Source organism: Pseudomonas sp. 20-5, assembly GCF_056782835.1.
This window is the reverse complement of the sequence record NZ_CM165584.1, coordinates 4,800,760-4,818,496: the sequence shown is the minus strand read 5'-3', so window position 1 is coordinate 4,818,496 and position 17,737 is coordinate 4,800,760. Positions and strand designations below refer to the sequence as shown.

At 68.2% G+C, this 17,737-nt stretch carries 19 protein-coding genes; 14 read left to right on the top strand and 5 right to left on the bottom strand.

Features of this window, described 5'->3' with window-relative positions; translation table 11 throughout:
* Window position 1 precedes the first annotated feature (1 nt).
* Window positions 2-607, bottom strand: coding sequence for a translesion DNA synthesis-associated protein ImuA (gene imuA, locus AC1RB9_RS22255; protein WP_031628694.1), 606 nt, complete (start codon window positions 605-607; stop codon window positions 2-4).
* Between the two features lie 251 nt (window positions 608-858).
* Here imuA and pigA point away from each other — a divergent pair, with 251 nt between their 5' ends.
* The gene (gene pigA, locus AC1RB9_RS22250; protein WP_003085321.1) at window positions 859-1,455 is read left to right on the top strand and encodes a biliverdin-producing heme oxygenase PigA; all 597 of its coding nucleotides are present in this window, start codon (window positions 859-861) and stop codon (window positions 1,453-1,455) included.
* 117 nt (window positions 1,456-1,572) lie between these two features.
* Here pigA and AC1RB9_RS22245 read toward each other — a convergent pair whose 3' ends face one another.
* Complete coding sequence (locus AC1RB9_RS22245) at window positions 1,573-1,893, bottom strand: hypothetical protein (protein ID WP_003455167.1); 321 nt, start codon at window positions 1,891-1,893, stop codon at window positions 1,573-1,575.
* A gap of 165 nt (window positions 1,894-2,058) precedes the next feature.
* On the opposite strand from AC1RB9_RS22245, the gene vreA reads away from it, so the two are divergent.
* From vreA to vreR, 3 genes are all read left to right on the top strand, one after another.
* Window positions 2,059-2,775: a TonB-dependent outer membrane receptor VreA gene (vreA, locus tag AC1RB9_RS22240; protein WP_003120815.1), complete on the top strand. Its 717-nt coding sequence runs from the start codon at window positions 2,059-2,061 to the stop codon at window positions 2,773-2,775.
* Window positions 2,772-3,317, top strand: a complete 546-nt coding sequence (gene vreI, locus AC1RB9_RS22235; RefSeq protein ID WP_003085329.1) for an RNA polymerase sigma factor VreI — start codon at window positions 2,772-2,774, stop codon at window positions 3,315-3,317. Before vreA ends, vreI begins: the two co-directional genes overlap by 4 nt.
* 69 nt (window positions 3,318-3,386) lie before the next feature.
* Entirely contained in the window at window positions 3,387-4,346 is a 960-nt protein-coding gene (gene vreR / locus AC1RB9_RS22230; RefSeq protein ID WP_003455163.1) for an anti-sigma factor VreR, read from the top strand.
* Window positions 4,347-4,355: 9 nt separating this feature from the next.
* Here vreR and AC1RB9_RS22225 read toward each other — a convergent pair whose 3' ends face one another.
* Both AC1RB9_RS22225 and gspH read right to left on the bottom strand, forming a co-directional pair.
* A complete protein-coding gene (locus AC1RB9_RS22225) occupies window positions 4,356-4,997 on the bottom strand; it encodes a PulJ/GspJ family protein (RefSeq protein ID WP_003455154.1) in 642 nt (213 codons plus the stop codon).
* Window positions 4,981-5,430, bottom strand: a complete 450-nt coding sequence (gene gspH / locus AC1RB9_RS22220; protein WP_003106853.1) for a type II secretion system minor pseudopilin GspH — start codon at window positions 5,428-5,430, stop codon at window positions 4,981-4,983. The genes AC1RB9_RS22225 and gspH overlap by 17 nt, the downstream gene beginning before the upstream one ends.
* A gap of 146 nt (window positions 5,431-5,576) precedes the next feature.
* Here gspH and AC1RB9_RS22215 point away from each other — a divergent pair, with 146 nt between their 5' ends.
* Complete coding sequence (locus AC1RB9_RS22215) at window positions 5,577-6,008, top strand: type II secretion system protein N (RefSeq protein WP_003455151.1); 432 nt, start codon at window positions 5,577-5,579, stop codon at window positions 6,006-6,008.
* Window positions 6,009-6,010: 2 nt separating this feature from the next.
* On the opposite strand, the gene gspI is transcribed toward AC1RB9_RS22215, so the two are convergent.
* The gene (gene gspI / locus AC1RB9_RS22210; RefSeq protein WP_003455149.1) at window positions 6,011-6,385 is read right to left on the bottom strand and encodes a type II secretion system minor pseudopilin GspI; all 375 of its coding nucleotides are present in this window, start codon (window positions 6,383-6,385) and stop codon (window positions 6,011-6,013) included.
* Between the two features lie 233 nt (window positions 6,386-6,618).
* On the opposite strand from gspI, the gene gspG reads away from it, so the two are divergent.
* The 9 genes from gspG to AC1RB9_RS22165 all read left to right on the top strand — a co-directional run bounded on the left by gspG (window position 6,619) and on the right by AC1RB9_RS22165 (window position 17,675).
* Complete coding sequence (gene gspG, locus AC1RB9_RS22205; protein ID WP_003455147.1) at window positions 6,619-7,068, top strand: type II secretion system major pseudopilin GspG; 450 nt, start codon at window positions 6,619-6,621, stop codon at window positions 7,066-7,068.
* Between the two features lie 7 nt (window positions 7,069-7,075).
* Window positions 7,076-8,041 carry a type II secretion system minor pseudopilin GspK gene (gene gspK, locus AC1RB9_RS22200; protein WP_003106847.1) on the top strand — a complete coding sequence of 322 codons (966 nt, stop codon included), beginning with the start codon at window positions 7,076-7,078 and terminating at the stop codon, window positions 8,039-8,041.
* Complete coding sequence (gene gspL / locus AC1RB9_RS22195; protein ID WP_003455145.1) at window positions 8,038-9,249, top strand: type II secretion system protein GspL; 1,212 nt, start codon at window positions 8,038-8,040, stop codon at window positions 9,247-9,249. Before gspK ends, gspL begins: the two co-directional genes overlap by 4 nt.
* A complete protein-coding gene (locus tag AC1RB9_RS22190) occupies window positions 9,236-9,829 on the top strand; it encodes a type II secretion system protein M (RefSeq protein ID WP_003112724.1) in 594 nt (197 codons plus the stop codon). The genes gspL and AC1RB9_RS22190 overlap by 14 nt, the downstream gene beginning before the upstream one ends.
* Window positions 9,826-12,237, top strand: a complete 2,412-nt coding sequence (gene gspD / locus AC1RB9_RS22185) for a type II secretion system secretin GspD (protein WP_033873738.1) — start codon at window positions 9,826-9,828, stop codon at window positions 12,235-12,237. The genes AC1RB9_RS22190 and gspD overlap by 4 nt, the downstream gene beginning before the upstream one ends.
* Entirely contained in the window at window positions 12,234-13,643 is a 1,410-nt protein-coding gene (gene gspE, locus AC1RB9_RS22180) for a type II secretion system ATPase GspE (RefSeq protein ID WP_003120811.1), read from the top strand. The genes gspD and gspE overlap by 4 nt, the downstream gene beginning before the upstream one ends.
* A complete protein-coding gene (gspF, locus tag AC1RB9_RS22175; protein WP_003112721.1) occupies window positions 13,643-14,857 on the top strand; it encodes a type II secretion system inner membrane protein GspF in 1,215 nt (404 codons plus the stop codon). The genes gspE and gspF overlap by 1 nt, the downstream gene beginning before the upstream one ends.
* 513 nt (window positions 14,858-15,370) lie before the next feature.
* Window positions 15,371-16,477, top strand: a complete 1,107-nt coding sequence (lapA, locus tag AC1RB9_RS22170) for an alkaline phosphatase LapA (protein WP_003455131.1) — start codon at window positions 15,371-15,373, stop codon at window positions 16,475-16,477.
* Window positions 16,478-16,562: 85 nt separating this feature from the next.
* Window positions 16,563-17,675 carry a substrate-binding domain-containing protein gene (locus AC1RB9_RS22165; protein WP_058343018.1) on the top strand — a complete coding sequence of 371 codons (1,113 nt, stop codon included), beginning with the start codon at window positions 16,563-16,565 and terminating at the stop codon, window positions 17,673-17,675.
* The last annotated feature ends 62 nt before the right edge of the window (window positions 17,676-17,737 follow it).

Here is a 17,737-nt window from a genome sequence, read left to right as displayed (position 1 = left end):
CTCATTGCCAGGCGCTGGCCGGCAGGGCGGTCGCCGGCGCGAGGCCGCCCCGGCACTTGAGGATGCGCAGGCGTGGGGGGCGGGTTTCGATGCACAGGCGTAGCGCTGCCGGCGAAGGGTTGACCGCTTCGCGCAGGGGGCGATAGGCGAAACCCAGGGCCTGACCGCTTTCGGCGGCGACCTGGAGGCGGCGCAGGGCGCGGTCGTCGGCCTGCTGCGGCCAGCACAGCACTGCGGCGCAACTGCCCGAGCGCAGGCACTGTTCGGCAGCCCACAAGGCGTCGCGTCCGCTGGCCTGCAACAGGACCAGGTGGCGCAGGTCGACCGCGGCGGCCAGCCAGGCCTGCGGATAAGGTACATAGGGGGCGCCGACCAGGACGACACGACGTTGCGCCTGGGTCAGGCGAGCGAGGGTCGGCATCAGTAGTTGCAGTTCGCCGACACCGTCGCGGGCATGGAGGATTTCGTTCAGGGCATGCTCCGGCCAACCGCCGCCGGGCAGCAGTGCGTCCAGGCGCGCATGCCCGGTGGGCAGGGAAGCGCCGGCCGGTACGGCGGACTGGCCTTTCCAGATCCTACGTGCGTCGAGCAGCGCACTCAGCGCTATGCCATTGCCTCGTCCGGCGACGGCTGCGGGTGGGGAGATGTCGGCTACGGATGAAAGGGAGGCCAAGGAAATAACTCGAATGCTGTATGTAAATACAGTATTTGCTGTAGTCCTTTTCTGGTCAATGGCAGTCGGTCGGCATCCTTTCATGTGACACTGAGATTCAATAACGAATATAATTGAGAATCGTTATTGATACTGGGCGCGCTATGTCGGCCCAGTGCGTTCCGTCCCTCGAAAGGAATTCCCCTATGGATACCCTGGCCCCTGAATCCACTCGGCAAAACCTGCGTTCGCAACGCCTCAACCTGCTGACCAACGAGCCGCACCAGCGCCTGGAGAGCCTGGTGAAAAGCAAGGAACCCTTCGCCAGCCGGGACAATTTCGCCCGCTTCGTCGCCGCCCAGTACCTCTTCCAGCATGACCTGGAGCCGCTTTATCGCAACGAAGCGCTGGCCCGCCTGTTCCCCGGCCTGGCTTCCCGCGCCCGCGACGACGCCGCTCGTGCAGACCTGGCGGACCTCGGCCATCCGGTGCCGGAGGGCGACCAGAGCGTGCGCGAGGCCGACCTGAGCCTGGCCGAGGCACTGGGCTGGCTGTTCGTTTCCGAAGGTTCGAAGCTGGGCGCTGCGTTCCTGTTCAAGAAAGCCGCCGCGCTCGAACTCGACGAGAACTTCGGCGCCCGCCATCTGGCCGAACCGGAAGGCGGCCGCGCGCAAGGCTGGAAGAGCTTCGTGGCGATCCTCGACGGCATCGAGCTGAACGAGGAAGAAGAGCGCCTGGCCGCCAAGGGCGCCAGCGATGCCTTCAATCGTTTCGGCGACCTGCTGGAGCGTACCTTCGCCTGAGGGGCGTTCCTTGTCCTTTGATCGGCGGCCAACCTCGCCGACGACGATTGCCCCGGCCTGGTTGCCGGGGTTTTCTGTCTTGCGCCGCCGGCCAGGAGCGCGGACCTGCGGAGACCCTTAGCGAGGCGGCCGCTGCGCTTCCACTGAGTTGCCGAACGAGGTGCCCAGGCGAATGCGCGTCGCCGATTGGTTGTACAGGCCGAGCTGGTTTGGCGGACGCCGGACGATGGCGGCGGAATCCAGCTCCTGTTCGCGGCGGGTCCTGGCCGCGCTGTCAGGATCGGTCATCTGCTGGCTCAGGCATTCATAGGACAAAGCCTGGTAGCCGTTGACCTCGGTGTTGATGCAGTTCGCCGGCGGCGTCGGCTCGTCGGCCAGGGTGGCGTTCATGGCCAGGCCCAGGATCAGGGCCGGCAGAACCTGCGATGAACGGTGCATGGCGATTCTCCCGCGCTGGGATGGTGGTTTCCCGCTTATACGGCAATCGGTGAAAACATGTCACCGCAGGTACCGTCACACCACAGTCACACAGTGCCATCAGGATGTCCCTCCTGGGTGATGGCCATCTGGCCTGAACCGGGTAGTTCGGACTGGAATCCGTTGATGTCGATCCTCGGGGTGGCAAGGTCGTGCGCAGTGTCGTTGCTCGGTCTCGGCATGCTGCTGCCGGCGTCCGGCGCCGTGCCGGGCGATGGCGGCAGGCCGCCGTTGCGCCTGGCGGTGCACGCGTTCGATATTCCTCCGCAGAGCCTGGCATCGGCGCTGGTGACCTACAGCGGGGTGACGGGAATGGCGGTTCTGGTGGATGGCGAGCTGGCTCGTGGACGGCGCTCGGCCCGCTTGCAGGGGCGCTTCACCGCCAGCGACGCCCTGACCCGACTGCTCGGCGGAACCGGCCTGATGGCGCGCTACACCAGCCAGGAAGCGTTCACCCTGCTGCCGGCGCAGGCCGTCAGGAACGCTGCGCCGCTGCCGGCAGAGATGCCGAAGGTCGAGCAGCCGCTGGATCGGCGCTACGCGGGAGCGGTCCAGGCGGCGCTGGAAGAACAGTTGTGCCGCTCGCCGCGCACTCGTCCGGGTACCTATCGCGCGGTGCTGCAACTCTGGATCGGTCGCTTCGGCGAGGTTCGCCACAGTCGCCTGCTCGGTTCGACCGGCGACCCGCAGCGGGACAGCGCCCTGGTGGAAAGCCTGCGCGGCGTGCGGGTGATGCAGGCGACGCCCGCTACGCTGGCCCAGCCGCTGACCATCCTGTTGCTGCCGAAGACGACGGGCAAGGCCATGGAATGCAAGCTGACGGAGGGAGTGGGAGGGTCATGAGCGATTCGCGGCAAAGCGCGATGGTGAAGCTGTTCCTCGCCTCCTACGACGACTTCAAGGCGCGCTTGAAACGGCGCCTGGGCTCCGAGGACCTGGCGTGCGACGTGCTGCACGAAACCTACCTGAGAGTCGACCGGCTGGATGATGCCCTGGAGGTCAAGAAGCCCCAGGCCTACCTGTTCCGTATTGCCCTGAACATTGCCGCCGACCGCCGCGAGGGCGACGCCCGCCTGCTCACCGGGGAGGAGGTGGCGGAGCTGTTGCAGGTGGCCGACGAAGGCCTCGACCCGGAGCGCATCGTCGGCGGTCACGCCGAGATCCGTCGCCTGCTGGAGGCGCTCTGCGAACTGCCGGCGCGGCGCCGGCAGATTCTCATCGCCTCGCGCCTGGAGGAGACGCCGCATGCGGAAATCTCCCGTCGCTTCGGCATTTCCACCCGCACCGTGGAGAAGGAACTCAAGGCCGCCCTGTGGTTCTGCGCGGAGCGCCTGGAAAGAAAAGTCATCCAGAGGTTCGGTCCCGGGGCCGGAAAACCGTCATAAGCATAAGCAGGTGGAAAACCGCCGCCATATCCATCCCATGAGCCATTCCGGTGTCCGTACAGCACAGTCATGACAGCCTCAGACTCCGCCGCCGATGAAACCGGCGACCTTCGCCACGAAGCGCACGCCTGGGTGATCAGCCTGACCTCCGGACGCGTCACCCAGGGCGACGCGCGGGCCTTCCGCCAGTGGTGTGCGCGCAGCCCGCAACACCTGCGAGCGTTCGTCGAGGCGCGCGATCTCTGGCAGGCACTCGGCAGTGCCGCCGCTCTGCCGCTGGAGCCGCCGGCCGTGGCGCAGATCGCGCCGAGGCGTTTCGGTCGTCGCTGGTTCGTCGGCGGTGCGCTGGCCGCCTCGGTGGCGTTGTTCGTCTTGCGCCCGTCGCTGCTCGACCATGGCCTGGGCGGCGCCGACTACGTCACGGCGGTCGGCGAGCAACGCCAGGTGCAGGTGAGCGGCGAGACGCGGATCGAGATGAACACCCGCACCCGCCTGAACGTGCGGCGCAATCAAGAGCAGCAGGAAACCATCGAACTGCTCGGCGGCGAGGCCGAGATCATCGCCAGCCACCCGCCGCAGAGCAGCCTGCGGGTGATGGCCGGGAGCGCCTGGCTGAGCGCCAGCCGGGCCCGCTTCAATGTGCGCAGCAGCGGTGACGTCTGCGTGGTGACCTGCCTGGAGGGCAGCGTGCGGCTCGAACACCTCGGCCAGCGCCTGGACCTCCAGGCCGGCCAGCAGCTGACCTTCGACGAGCGACGCAACGGTCCGCCGGTGCCTTTCGACGTTGCCGAGGTGATGGCCTGGCGCGAGCGCATGCTGGTGTTCAACGACGTACCGTTGGCCACGGTGATCGACGAAATCAACCGCTACCGTCCCGGCATGCTCCTGCTGCTGGACAAGGCCCTTGGCCGACGCCGGGTCCAGGCCCGTTTCAGCCTCGACCAACTGGCCGACGTGGCGACCCTGATCCGCGATGCCTATGGCATCGAGGCCACCCGCCTGCCGGGCGGGGTGGTGCTGCTCGGCTGAGCCACCGCTTCATTGCAGGGCCACCACCCGTCGATAGCGCTCCACGCCGTTGCGGGTGACCCGCGCCAGGCTGATCTCCAGTCCGCTGGCGCGGACTTTGCTGCGTGCCGGCAGGCGCGTCCAGCCCTTTCCCGGCACCCAGGCACGGATCTCGAACCGACTCACGTCGTCCAGCACAGCCACCCGCTCCGCCAGCGGCGGCAACGGCAGGCGGTCGCCGCTGGGCGAGGCGGCGCGGTAGAGGACCTTGCCCTGTCGCCACCAGCGCACGCGCTGCAGCGGCGCGCCTGGCTCGGTACTGGCGCGGACGATGTCCAGGCGCAATGGGATCTCGCTCAGGCGCTTCAGTGCGAGTCCGGGCGGCAGGCTGTCGCCGGCCCGGATCGGCTCGTCGCCGCTGGGCAGGCCGGACTCCTCCCGGATGGCGCTGTGCAGGGCGATGTCGCGCTCCAGTTGGTTCAGCGCGCGCAGTAGCGCGGCGCCCTGCTCGGTGCTGTCCTCCAGGTGCGCGCTGGCCCGGGCGATGCTGTCCAGGCCGCGCCAGGCCATCAGGCTGACGATGGCCATGAGCATGATCGCGACCATCACCTCGATCAGGGTGAAGCCGGCTTGCCGGCGCCGCGTCGTCGCGCGTTCAGCGTACCCGGACATGGCCGTTCGCCTCGCGCAGCACGGTGACGCTGTGTTGGCCGTCGGAGAGCGTTATCCGCAACGGCGCGCCGATCCATTCGGCGTCCAGCAACACCGGTCGCGGCGGGCGCACGCTGACCCGCAGCGGCGCGGCCTGCCAGTCGCGCGCGCGCAATTCGGTGTCGGCGGCGAAGGCGTCGGTCTTGCCGCGATAGGCCTGCGGGCTGAAGCGATAGCCCTTGGCGCTGGGCTGCCAGAGGATCGGCGTACCGCGTACCCGCGCTTCGCCCTGGGCTATTTCCAGCAACCGCGCCAGGCGCGCGGCATCCTGGCGCAGCAGGCCCGTCGGGTCGGGGCGAGCGCTCAGGCTGATGGCCGCCGTGGCGATGCCGACGATTACCAGCACCACCATCAGTTCGATCAGGGTGAAACCGCCTTGCCGGGGTCGCCTCACCGGATGCCGCTCCGCGAAGAGAGAGGTTTCCAGAGTGCCCGACGAAGATGATCGGCGTGTGAAACATAACGGAGAGAATTCCGCGCTAGGCTGGTGCCGGGGCGCCGTTCGTGGCGCCCGTCGCCCAGACGCCAGGAGAGCCCGCCATGCCGGCCATGCCCCGTATCGATCCGCCCCGCCTGGTCCAGTTCGCCGCCGTGCTGGCGATCCTCGCCGGCCTGCTGTTCTGGGGCTATCTGTTGCTGGCGCCGATTCCCGGCGTGGTCCAGGCCGAGGTCGCCGACGTTCCGCCGCCCAGCGGCGAGGGCGCCGCTCAACGCTGGTTCGCGACGCCTTCCAGTGAGGTCGAGGTGCAACTGGCGGGATTGATCAGCGGTGGTCCCGCGGCGATCGCCATCCTCTCGGTGAACGGCGCGCCGGCCCAGGCCTATCGCGAGGGCGAGGTCCTGGCACGTGCGGCGAAGGTGCGGCGGATAGAGGCCGACGCGGTACTCATCGAGCAGAACGGCGAGGTTCGCCGGGTGGCCATGCAGCGGCTCGCCGAACCGCCGCCGCTGGATACCCTCAAGCGCGGTTGAGATCACCGGGAGCGGCTCAGCAGGGTGTTCAGGCGCGCCAGCGGCACCGCCTGTTCGCGCTGCGTGCGCACACGGATTTCCACCCACAGTAGCGCGGGGTCGTCGGTGGCCTCGACGCGTTGTTCGCAGTACAACCGCAGGCGGCCCTGGGAGCATTCGAAATCACTGTTTCCCGGAGCCGTGCCGACGCCCAGGCGTAGCTCGGCGAGCCGGCTCTCCGCTGCCAGCAGGGCCAGCGACTTGTCGCGCAACAGACCATTGCCGTCGGTCATCAGGCCCACCGCGCGGATCGCCGCGGCCAGGGCGATGGCGACGATGGCCAGCGCGACCAGCACTTCGATCAGGGTGAAACCGCGGGAAGACAGGCGCGTGGACATCGCGGAAAGGTCGGCGAAAGGGGACTTCCAGGCTAGCCGGGAAATCTGACCGATCCCTGACAAAAGCTCGGGAGGGCGCTCCCGCGAGCCATCCCCGGCGCCTGCCGGAAAGCCCGGCTCCAGGGCCTTGCGGGCGCCTCCGGAAGAGCGGCGCACCCGAGGATTTTCAATATCGTTGACATATCTTCCTGAAACAATCCGCGGCGAATCGAACCATGCCGAGGAGTGTCGAGATGGATGTCGTGCAGTTCAGCTCCAGCCCGAAAGGACATCGGGGACAGCGGGGCTTCACCCTGATCGAGATCATGGTGGTGGTGGTGATCCTCGGCATCCTCGCCGCGATGGTGGTGCCCAAGGTGCTCGACCGTCCCGACCAGGCCCGCGCTACCGCGGCGCGCCAGGACATCTCCGGGCTGATGCAGGCGCTCAAGCTCTACCGCCTCGACCAGGGCCGCTATCCGAGCCAGGCGCAGGGCTTGAAGGTGCTCGCGGAGCGCCCTGCCGATACCTCGGCGAGCAACTGGCGCTCGTACCTGGAGCGCCTGCCCAACGACCCCTGGGGCAAGCCCTACCAGTACCTGAATCCCGGCGTGAACGGTGAGATCGACGTGTTCTCCCTCGGCGCCGACGGGCAGCCGGGCGGCGAGGGCATCAACGCCGACATCGGCTCCTGGCAGCTCTGAGCGCGCCATGAACGGTCATCGCCAGCGCGGCATGGCGATCATCAGCGCGCTGCTGATCGTCACCGTGGTCGCGGTCATAGCCGCCGGCCTGATCGCCCGCCAGAGCGCATTCATCCGCGCCCTGGAAAGCGAGCAGCTACGCATCCAGGCCGGCTGGATGCTGCGCGGCGGCCTGGAATGGAGCCGCCAGTTGCTGCTCGAGGACAGCCGCCGCGACCCGCTGACCCGCCTCGACCAGCGCTGGGCGCAACCGATGCGTGGCTTGCGTCTGAGCAGCGCCGAATTGCCGTTCAACGGCCAACTGGAAGACGAGCAGGGCAAGTTCAACCTGCGCAACCTGTTGGTCGACCAGCGCCCCGATCTCCAGGAGCGAGCGAACTTCGAACGCCTCGCCGGTCTGCTCGGCGTGCGCCCGAAGGAGACGCGGCTGATCGTCGAGCGGGTACTCGATTCCTATGCACGGCTGCCCGCCGAAGCGCCGCCGGCCGAGACGCAACCCGCAGGCTTCGACAGCGGCCGCGAGACTTCGCCGGGCGCCGTGTTGCGTGCGCTTCCGGCGCGCATGCCGGCGCTCAGGCGTCTCGACGACCTGGCCCGGCTGGGCATTCCGCCGGCGACCCTGGAACGCCTGCGGCCCTACGTCACCATCCTGCCCGAAACCACCTGGATCAACGGCAACACCGCGCGCGCCGAAGTGCTCGCCGCCTGTGTCCCCGGCCTCGGGCTGGACCAGGCGCGGCGGGTGCTCGGCGAGCGCGACCGGGGCCGCTGGTTCCTCAATCGCGGCGACTTCGTCAACCGCCTGAACATGCCGCAATTGCAGGCGCAGTCGGTGAAGGTCGGGATCACCAGCGACTGGTTCCTGCTCACCGCCTATGCTCGGCGCGACCGGCAAGAGGTGCGCCTGCAAGCCCTGGTGCAGCGCAAGGCCGGTGAAAGCACGGCGGTCAACTGGATGAGGGTGGGCTCATGAAGGCCGCCTGGCGTTGCCTGCTGCCGCCGCTGAGCGAGTTCGCCGAGGCGGCGCCGCTGCATTGTTTGCGCCTGGATGCGCGCGGCGCGGTGCAGGAACGAATCGAGGTCTCGCTCGCGGAACTGGCGCGGCGGCGCCAGGGGTTGCCGGTGGCGCTGTTCCTGCATCCGCGCGATTGCCGCCTGGTCAGTCTCGAACTGCCGGCGCTGCCTGCGGCGAAGCTTGCCGCCGCGGTGAACTGTGCGGCCGAGGCGCTGGTCCTCGGCGATCCGGCGCAGCTACGCCTGGCCCACGGCCCGCGCGGCGCCGACGGGCGCCTGACCTTGGGGTGGCTGGAGGCGTCGGCGCTGGCCTCGCTGGAGCAGGCCGTACAGCGGCTGCGGCTCGACGTGCGGGAGGTGCAGGCCGCGCCGTTCCTCCTGCCGTTGCGCGATGACGCTTGGGTGGCCGGCGAGTGGGACGGCCATCTGCTGTTGCGCCGCTCGCTGAGCGACGCTGTGGTCCATCCCTTGCCGGAGCAGGGCCTCGCTGAGGTCCCGCAGGAGTTGCGGCTGTTCTGGCTGGGCGAGCGTCCGGCGTGGCGCTCCGCAGCCCTGGAGCGGGCCGAGATGCTGGACGAAGCGCTGCGCTGGAGCGGGCCCGCCAGTCCGTGGGGATTGGCGCTGAAAGCGCCGGCGACGAGCGCCGGCAACGGCACCTGGAAGATGCCCCTGTTCTGCGCTGCCCTGGCCTTGCTGGTGTGGGTCGCCGGCCTGAACCTGTACGCCGGGCAACTGGCCGGGCAGGGCCAGTCCTTGCAACGGCAGAGCAGTCAACGCGTGCAGCAGGCCTTCCCGGAACTGCCGGTGGTGCTCGATCCGCTGCGCCAGGCTCGCGAGCGACGCGACGCCTATCTGGCCGGCAAGGCCGATGGCGATGCCGTACCGGGGCTGGCCGCGCTGCTGCATGGCGCCGGCGAGGCGATGCCGTTCCTCGCCGGACGCCTGCAACGACTGGACTACCACGCCGGCGAACTGGACCTGGAGCTGCTGCCGGGACCGCCAGGCGGCGATGCCGCTGCCTGGCAGGGCGAGTTGGGCAAGCACGGGTTGCAGGCCGATGCCTCCGACAAGGGCTGGCAGGTGCGCGCCATGGAAGCGCCGCCAGCGCCGGCCGCTGGCGCGGCAGACAGTGGCACTGCCGAGGCGGCTGCCGATGAAGATGAATAAGCGCCTGGCGGGCCTGCTGAATACCCCGGCGCAGCGCTGGAGTCCCCTGCTGCTGCGGTTGCAGGCCTACTGGCGGCAACTGGCGCCGCGCGAGCGCAAGATTCTCGCCGGCGGTGGCCTGGCGCTATGCCTGGCGCTGACCTGGCAAGTGTTCGTCGATCCGCCGCTGGCGCGGATCGAGCATTGGCAAGCCGAGCTGCCGCGCCTGCGTGCGCAGGCCGCGGCGGTGGACGGCGTGTTGCGTGAGGTCGAGGCGTTGCGCGGTCCGACCCTGAGCGGTACGGCGGACGCCGAGGCGATCCGTCGCAGCCTGCGCGATCAGGGACTCGATGGTTTCCAACTGGACGCCCCGCAACCGGGCCAATGGCAACTGGACTTCGCCAGCGTGTCCGGCGAGGCCTTGCTGCGCTGGCTGGCGCGCAGCCCGGCAGCGTTGCGCCTGAGCGTCAGCGAGGCGCAGGTGACGCGTCTCGACGCTCCTTCCGAGGAGCGCTCCGGCTCTTCGAACGAGCTGTCCGGCGGGCTGGTGTCCGCCTCGATCCATTTGCAGTCGACTTCCGCTCCCAAGGATTCCCCATGAGGCAATCAGCTTTCCACCATGCCCGGCGTCGTTGGCCTGTACTGGGCGTGGCGCTGGGCGCGCTACTGGTCGCGGCGTGTAGCGAGACGCCGAAGGTCCCCGGCGTGCCCCCGGCCGACGAGGAAGTTGGCCGGCCGCTGAGCAGTGTCCGCTCCGGTGCGCCGTTGCGCAGCGCCGACGTCCGCGAGCGGCCCCAGGCCGAGCAGGCCCGCCGCGCGCTGAGTGCCGGACGCGGCGTAGCGCGCTCCGGTGGCGTGGCTCCGGTCTCAGCGGCAGCGGCCGAACTCGGCGAGCAGCCGGTCAGCCTGAATTTCGTCGATACCGAGGTGGAAGCGGTGGTGCGCGCGCTGTCGCGCGCCACCGGCCGGCAGTTCCTGGTCGACCCGCGGGTGAAGGGCAAGCTGACCCTGGTTTCCGAAGGCCAGGTGCCGGCGCGCACCGCCTACCGCATGCTCACCAGCGCCCTGCGCTTGCAGGGCTTCAGCGTGGTCGACGTCGACGGGGTCAGCCAGGTGGTGCCGGAGGCCGACGCCAAGCTGCTCGGCGGGCCGGTCTACGGCGCCGACCGGCCGGCGGCCAACGGCATGGTCACGCGGACCTTCCGCCTGCGCTACGAGAACGCGGTGAACCTGATCCCGGTACTGCGCCCGATCGTCGCGCAGAACAACCCGATCAATGCCTATCCGGGGAACAACACCGTGGTGGTCACCGACTACGCGGAAAACCTCGACCGGGTCGCCGGGATCATCGCCAGCATCGACATCCCCAGCGCCAGCGACACCGACGTGGTACCGATCCAGAACGGCATCGCGGTGGACATCGCCAGCACCGTCTCCGAACTGCTCGACAGCCAGGGCAGCGGCGGCGCCGAGCAGGGCCAGAAGACCGTGGTGCTCGCCGACCCACGCTCCAACAGCATCGTGATCCGCTCGCCGAGCCCCGAGCGCACGCAATTGGCGCGCGACCTGATCGGCAAGCTGGACAGCGTGCAAAGCAATCCCGGCAACCTCCATGTGGTCTACTTGCGCAACGCCCAGGCGACCCGCCTGGCCCAGGCACTGCGCGGGCTGATCACCGGCGACAGCGGCGGCGAGGGCAACGAGGGCGACCAGCAGCGCGCGCGCCTGAGCGGCGGCGGCATGCTCGGTGGCGGCAACAGCGGTACTGGTAGCCAGGGCCTGGGGAGCAGCGGCAATACCACGGGCAGCGGTTCCAGCGGGTTGGGCGGCAGCAACCGCAGCGGCGGCGCCTATGGTGCGATGGGCAGCGGCCAGGGCGGCGCCGGACCCGGTGCGATGGGCGAGGAGAACTCGGCGTTCTCCGCCGGCGGGGTCACCGTACAGGCCGACGCCACCACCAACACCCTGCTGATTTCCGCACCCGAGCCGTTGTACCGCAACCTCCGCGAAGTCATCGACCTGCTCGACCAGCGCCGCGCCCAGGTGGTGATCGAAAGCCTGATCGTCGAGGTCAGCGAAGACGACTCCAGCGAGTTCGGCATCCAGTGGCAGGCCGGCAACCTCGGCGGCAACGGCGTGTTCGGCGGGGTCAACTTCGGCCAGTCGGCGCTGAACACGGCCGGCAAGAACACCATCGACGTGTTGCCCAAGGGGCTCAACATCGGCCTGGTGGATGGCACCGTGGACATCCCCGGGATCGGCAAGATCCTCGACCTCAAGGTGCTCGCCCGGGCGCTGAAGAGCCGCGGCGGCACCAACGTCCTGTCGACCCCGAACCTGCTGACCCTGGACAACGAGTCGGCGAGCATCATGGTCGGCCAGACCATACCCTTCGTCAGCGGCCAGTACGTCACCGACGGCGGCGGTACCAGCAACAACCCGTTCCAGACCATCCAGCGCGAGGACGTCGGCCTGAAGCTGAACATCCGTCCGCAGATCTCCGAGGGAGGAACGGTCAAGCTCGACGTCTACCAGGAGGTCAGCAGCGTCGACGAGCGCGCCAGCACCGCCGCCGGGGTGGTCACCAACAAGCGCGCGATCGATACCAGCATCCTCCTCGACGACGGCCAGATCATGGTCCTCGGCGGCCTGTTGCAGGACAACGTGCAGGACAACACCGACGGCGTTCCCGGACTCTCCAGCCTCCCCGGCGTCGGCTCGCTGTTCCGCTACCAGAAGCGCTCGCGGACCAAGACCAACCTGATGGTCTTCCTGCGTCCCTACATCGTCCGCGACGCCGCCGCCGGTCGCAGCATCACCCTCAACCGCTACGACTTCATCCGCCGCGCCCAGCAGCGCGTGCAGCCGCGCCACGACTGGAGCGTCGGCGACATGCAGGCTCCGGTGCTGCCGCCGGCGCAGCAGGGCATCCCGCAGGCCGCCTACGACTTGCGCCCGAGCCCGCGGCCGCTGCGCGCGGTACCGCTGGGCGAGGCGGCGCCGCTATGAGCCTGCTGCCCTACGCCTGGGCCAAGGCGCAGCGCGCCTTGCTGCGGCCGGGCGAGCATGGCGCGACCCTGCTGGTCAGCCCGCGGACGCCCGGCTGGGCGATCAGCGAGGTGCGCCAGCGGCATGCGCTGGCCAGCCTGGAGAGCGTCCGCGACGACGAGCTCGACACCCTGCTGGCCAGCGCCTACTCCGATACCGGCAGCGCCGCGGCGGTGGTCGGCGCGGCGGAGAGCGAGGTCGACCTCGACCGCCTGATGGACGATATCCCCGAGGTTACCGACCTGCTCGACACCCAGGATGGCGCGCCAGTGATCCGCATGATCAACGCGCTGCTGACCCAGGCCGCGCGCGATGAGGCCAGCGACATCCACATCGAGCCCTTCGAGACCCATTCGGTGGTGCGCTACCGCGTCGACGGCGCCCTGCGCGACGTGGTCGCGCCGCGCAAGGCGCTGCACGCGGCGCTGGTGTCGCGGATCAAGATCATGGCGCAGCTGGATATCGCCGAGAAACGCCTGCCCCAGGACGGCCGCATCGCCTTGCGGGTAGCCGGGCGGCCGATCGACATTCGCGTCTCCACCGTGCCCACCGGCCACGGCGAACGGGTGGTGATGCGCCTGCTGGACAAGCAGGCCGGACGCCTGAGGCTGGAGACCCTGGGCATGGCTCCCGGCGTGCTGGCGCCGCTGGACAACCTGATCCGCCAGCCGCACGGCATCGTGCTGGTCACCGGGCCCACCGGCAGCGGCAAGACCACCACCCTCTACGCCGCCCTGGCGCGGCTCGACGCCAGCACCAGCAACATCCTCACCGTCGAGGACCCGGTGGAGTACGACCTGCCGGGGATCAGCCAGATCCAGGTCAACGCGCGCATCGACATGACCTTCGCCGTAGCCCTGCGGGCGATCCTCCGGCAGGACCCGGACATCATCATGATCGGCGAGATCCGCGACCTGGAGACCGCGCAGATCGCCGTGCAGGCTTCGCTCACCGGGCACCTGGTGCTGGCCACGCTGCACACCAACGACGCGGTGTCGGCAGTGACGCGGCTGGTGGACATGGGGGTCGAGCCGTTCCTGCTCGCCTCGTCGATGCTTGGCGTACTCGCCCAGCGCCTGGTGCGGCGCCTGTGCACGCATTGCCGGGTCGAAGAGGACGGCGGCTGGCGCGCGGTCGGCTGCCCGGCTTGCAACCAGACCGGCTACAGCGGGCGCACCGGCATCCACGAACTGTTCGTGATCGACGACGAGATCCGCCGCCTGGTCCACCAGGGCCGCGCCGAGCAGGATCTCCGCGAAGCCGCCCGCGCGGCCGGCATGCGCAGCATGCGCGAGGACGGCGAGCGCTGGATCGCCAGCGGCTCCACCACCCTGGAGGAAATCCTCCGCGTGACCCGGGACGCCTGATGCAGACCTTCCGTTACGAAGCCGCCGACGCCCAGGGCCGGATCGAGACCGGCACCCTGGAGGCGGACAGCCAGCGTGGCGCCCTCGGCCAACTGCGCGCCCGCGGCCTGACCCCGCTGGAGGTCCGCGAGCAGGCTGGCGGCGGGACCGGGCAAGGGGCGGGCGCGCTGTTCGCCCCGCGCCTGTCCGACGGCGACCTGGCATGGGCCACCCGCCAGCTGGCCAGCCTGCTGGCCGCCAGCCTGCCGCTGGAGGCGGCGCTGAGCGCCACCCTCGACCAGGCCGAGCGCAAGCACATCGCCCAGACCCTGAGCGCCGTGCGCAGCGACGTACGCGGCGGCATGCGCCTGGCCGACGCCCTTGCCGCACGGCCGCGGGACTTCCCGGAAATCTACCGGGCGCTGGTGGCTGCGGGCGAGGAGTCCGGCGACCTGGCCCAGGTGATGGAGCGCCTGGCCGACTACATCGAGGAACGCAACGCCCTGCGCGGCAAGATCCTCACCGCGTTCATCTACCCGGCGGTGGTCGGCGTGGTCTCCATCGGCATCGTCATTTTCCTCCTCGGCTACGTGGTGCCGCAGGTGGTCAGCGCCTTCTCCCAGGCGCGCCAGGACCTGCCGGCGCTGACCCGGGCGATGCTCCAGGCCAGCGACTTCGTGCGCGCCTGGGGCTGGCTCTGCGCCGGCGCCATCGGTAGCGCTTACTGGGGCTGGCGCTTGTACCTGCGCGACCCGCAGGCGCGGCTCGGCTGGCACCGGCGAGTGCTGCGCCTGCCTCTGCTCGGTCGTTTCGTGCTCGGGGTGAATACCGCGCGCTTCGCCTCCACCCTGGCGATCCTCGGCAGCGCTGGCGTACCGCTGCTGCGCGCGCTCGATGCGGCGCGCCAGACGTTGGCCAACGACTGCCTCGCGCAGGCGGTGGAGGAGGCCACCGCGCAGGTTCGCGAAGGTGTCTCGCTGGCCTCGGCGCTGCGCACGCGGCAGGTGTTCCCGCCGATCCTCACCCACCTGATCGCCAGCGGCGAGAAGACCGGTGCGCTGCCGCCGATGCTCGACCGCGCGGCGCAGACCCTGTCGCGCGACATCGAGCGCCGCGCCATGGGCATGACCGCGTTGCTCGAGCCGCTGATGATCGTGGTCATGGGCGGGGTGGTGCTGACCATCGTGATGGCGGTGCTGATGCCGATCATCGAGATGAACCAACTGGTCCAGTAGTCCGTACCTGAACAAGCCCTTCCCGTGCTGGGCGATTAACCGCTCGCGGCTATCCGCCGTGGGGATGGGGCGTCTCAGCAGTCTTCCGAAGAGAGGTATCGGCGGATAACGCCGCTGGCGTAATCCGCCCTACGGGAGGGGCCTGTGCAAGCAGGCCTTCCTCTCGCTGTCATCAACCCGTGTGGCCTCTCGCCAGGGCTCGGGTGCATGTTTCAGCGAGGTTGCCCCGAGGGAGCGCCATGGCCGTCGCGGGCCGGCCGCCGGGAGGCGCTCGCGGAACCTCGCAGGTCCCGCGAAAAGGCCCGGCGCAGAGCCTGCGAACACCCGAGGAAAGGCTGCGAAAACAATTCGATGCTCCCGAGATTTTTTCCCCGATCTGTCACCGGAACTTGCGAGTTTTATCCCCAGCGGCCCCTTCGACCGGCTAGGGATGCAAAGCCCGGCAAGCACGGCGCCGCCTCATGCAAGACGACTTCCTCAACGTACCAACACCACGATGAAAGGAGATTCTTCATGTTCAAGCGCTCTCTGATCGCTGCCTCGCTGAGCGTGGCCGCCCTCGTATCCGCCCAAGCCATGGCCGTCACCGGCGGTGGCGCTTCCCTGCCGGCCGAGCTGTACAAAGGCTCCGCCGACAGCATCCTGCCGGCCAACTTCAGCTATGCCGTGACCGGCAGCGGCACCGGCAAGAACGCTTTCCTGACCAACAACTCCTCGCTGTTCGGCACCACCGGTACCGTTCACTATGCCGGTAGCGACTCGGTCCTGAGCAGCTCCGAGCTGTCCACCTACAACACCAACTACAACAACACCTATGGTCCGCTGATCCAGATCCCGTCGGTAGCCACCTCGGTCACCGTGCCCTATCGCAAGGACGGCAACACCACGCTCAACCTGACCAGCGCCCAACTCTGCGACGCCTTCTCCGGCGCCAAGACCACCTGGGGTCAACTGCTGGGCACTACCGACAGCACGCCGATCCGCATCGTCTACCGCACCGGTAGCAGCGGCACCACCGAACTGTTCACCCGCCACCTGAACTCGATCTGCCCGACTCGCTTCGCCACCAACTCGACCTTTACCAACGCCCGTCTGCCGGCCGGCGGTACGTTGCCGAGCAACTGGGTTGGCGTCGCCGCCACTTCCACCGTGGTGTCGACCGTCAAGGCAACCAACGGCTCCCTCGGCTATGTCAGCCCGGATGCGGTGAACATCAACAGCAACGCCGAGGTTTCCCGTGTGAACGGCAACCTGCCGACCCAGGCTAACGTTTCCACTGCCCTGGGCAGCGTGGCTCCGCCGGCCAACGCCGCCGACCGTGCCGATCCCAGCAAGTGGGTTCCGGTGTTCGCCAATCCGAGCGCCGGCTACTCCATCGTCGGTTACACCAACTTCGTCTTCGGCCAGTGCTACAAGGACGCCAGCGTTTCCACCGACGTCCGCGCCTTCATCAACAAGCACTACGGTGGCACTACCACCAACGCCGCAGTTGCCGCCCATGGCTTCATTCCGCTGACTCCGGCCTGGAAGAGCGCCATCGTGAGCGCCTTCTACACCGGCACCAGCGAAAACCTGGCCATCGGCAACACCAACGTCTGCAACACCAAAGGCCGCCCGTAAGCGCTTCGCCTAGGCGAATCGATACGAGGACCGGCAGCCCTATGGCTGCCGGTCTTTTTTCTTGTGGGGAACCCAGGAGGTTTTCCTGCTCAAGCCAATGTTTGGCGTCGTTGCTCTGACGCTCTTGACCAGTCATACAACGCTGGGCGCTACGGTGACCGGCGGTGGTGCTTCCATGCCGGCCAAGTTGTACAAAGGTTCTGCCGACAGCATCCTGCCAATCAACTTCAGCTATGCCGCAAGCGGCAGCGGCATTGGCAAGACCGCTTTCCTGATGAATAACCCCATGCTGCTTGGCGCTACTACCGGCACCGTCCACTACATTGGTAGTGACTCGATCTTGAGTAGCAGCGAACTGAGCGCCTATTCAACCAACTATAGAGGCGCATATGGTCCACTGATCCAGATTCCATTGGCGGGTACCGCAGTAACCATTCCTTACAAGAAGCCCGATATTACCGACCTGAACCTGACCAGTGCCCAGCTCTGCGATGCCTTTTCCGGCGCCAAGGTCACTTGGGGGCAACTATTGGGGAACCCCGCCGACCGTACGCCGATTCGTATCGTCTACCAGCGGGGCGGCAGTGGAGCCACCGAGTTGCTGACCCGCCACCTGAACTCGGTCTGCCCGACTCGCTTCGCCACCAACTCGATCTTCACGAACGCCCGTCTGCCGGCCGGCGGTGCGCTGCCGAGCAACTGGGTGGCAGTACAGCCTTATGAAAGTGTCAGGAATGCCGTCGACAATGTGTCAGGCTCGATCGGCTATGAGGGGCCTGATGGTGTGGACCTGAGCGACAATTCAAAGATCGCGCGAGTGAATGGCTTGCTCCCTACTCAAGCCAATCGCGTGATCGCTGTTCGTAGCGTGGCTCCGCCGGGTGTCGCTGCAGATCGCGCCGATCCGAGCAAGTGGATACCGGTCTTCGTCAACCCGAACGCAGGCTACTCCATCGTCGGCTATACCAACTTTGTCTTTGGCCAGTGCTACAAGGATGCCACTGTTGCCGCCGACCTGCGTGCCTTCCTTACCCAGCATTATGGCGGCACCACTACAAATAGAGCGGTAGCTGACCACCGTTTCGTACCCCTGGTCGCTTCCTGGAAGAGCGCCATCATGAGCGCCTTCATCACTGGTACCAGCGAAAATCTCGCGATCAACAATCCCTCCGTCTGCAACGGCAAAGGGCGTCCATGAGTGACCTGGCATGACGGTGGCTGAAATCCGGCTGCCGTCGTGTTTCCGTTCGCCCAGGCTCC

What these genes read in the sequence shown, in the direction of transcription:
- gspI (WP_003455149.1), bottom strand. Translation starts at nt 6,385, where the DNA reads ATGTCCACGCGCCTGTCTTCCCGCGGTTTCACCCTGATCGAAGTGCTG.
- AC1RB9_RS22215 (WP_003455151.1), top strand. Translation starts at nt 5,577, where the DNA reads ATGCCGGCCATGCCCCGTATCGATCCGCCCCGCCTGGTCCAGTTCGCC.
- vreR (WP_003455163.1), top strand. Translation starts at nt 3,387, where the DNA reads ATGACAGCCTCAGACTCCGCCGCCGATGAAACCGGCGACCTTCGCCAC.
- vreA (WP_003120815.1), top strand. Translation starts at nt 2,059, where the DNA reads ATGTCGATCCTCGGGGTGGCAAGGTCGTGCGCAGTGTCGTTGCTCGGT.
- vreI (WP_003085329.1), top strand. Translation starts at nt 2,772, where the DNA reads ATGAGCGATTCGCGGCAAAGCGCGATGGTGAAGCTGTTCCTCGCCTCC.
- AC1RB9_RS22190 (WP_003112724.1), top strand. Translation starts at nt 9,236, where the DNA reads ATGAAGATGAATAAGCGCCTGGCGGGCCTGCTGAATACCCCGGCGCAG.
- AC1RB9_RS22245 (WP_003455167.1), bottom strand. Translation starts at nt 1,893, where the DNA reads ATGCACCGTTCATCGCAGGTTCTGCCGGCCCTGATCCTGGGCCTGGCC.
- gspD (WP_033873738.1), top strand. Translation starts at nt 9,826, where the DNA reads ATGAGGCAATCAGCTTTCCACCATGCCCGGCGTCGTTGGCCTGTACTG.
- AC1RB9_RS22225 (WP_003455154.1), bottom strand. Translation starts at nt 4,997, where the DNA reads ATGTCCGGGTACGCTGAACGCGCGACGACGCGGCGCCGGCAAGCCGGC.
- gspL (WP_003455145.1), top strand. Translation starts at nt 8,038, where the DNA reads ATGAAGGCCGCCTGGCGTTGCCTGCTGCCGCCGCTGAGCGAGTTCGCC.
- pigA (WP_003085321.1), top strand. Translation starts at nt 859, where the DNA reads ATGGATACCCTGGCCCCTGAATCCACTCGGCAAAACCTGCGTTCGCAA.
- gspF (WP_003112721.1), top strand. Translation starts at nt 13,643, where the DNA reads ATGCAGACCTTCCGTTACGAAGCCGCCGACGCCCAGGGCCGGATCGAG.
- gspG (WP_003455147.1), top strand. Translation starts at nt 6,619, where the DNA reads ATGGATGTCGTGCAGTTCAGCTCCAGCCCGAAAGGACATCGGGGACAG.
- gspE (WP_003120811.1), top strand. Translation starts at nt 12,234, where the DNA reads ATGAGCCTGCTGCCCTACGCCTGGGCCAAGGCGCAGCGCGCCTTGCTG.
- gspK (WP_003106847.1), top strand. Translation starts at nt 7,076, where the DNA reads ATGAACGGTCATCGCCAGCGCGGCATGGCGATCATCAGCGCGCTGCTG.
- lapA (WP_003455131.1), top strand. Translation starts at nt 15,371, where the DNA reads ATGTTCAAGCGCTCTCTGATCGCTGCCTCGCTGAGCGTGGCCGCCCTC.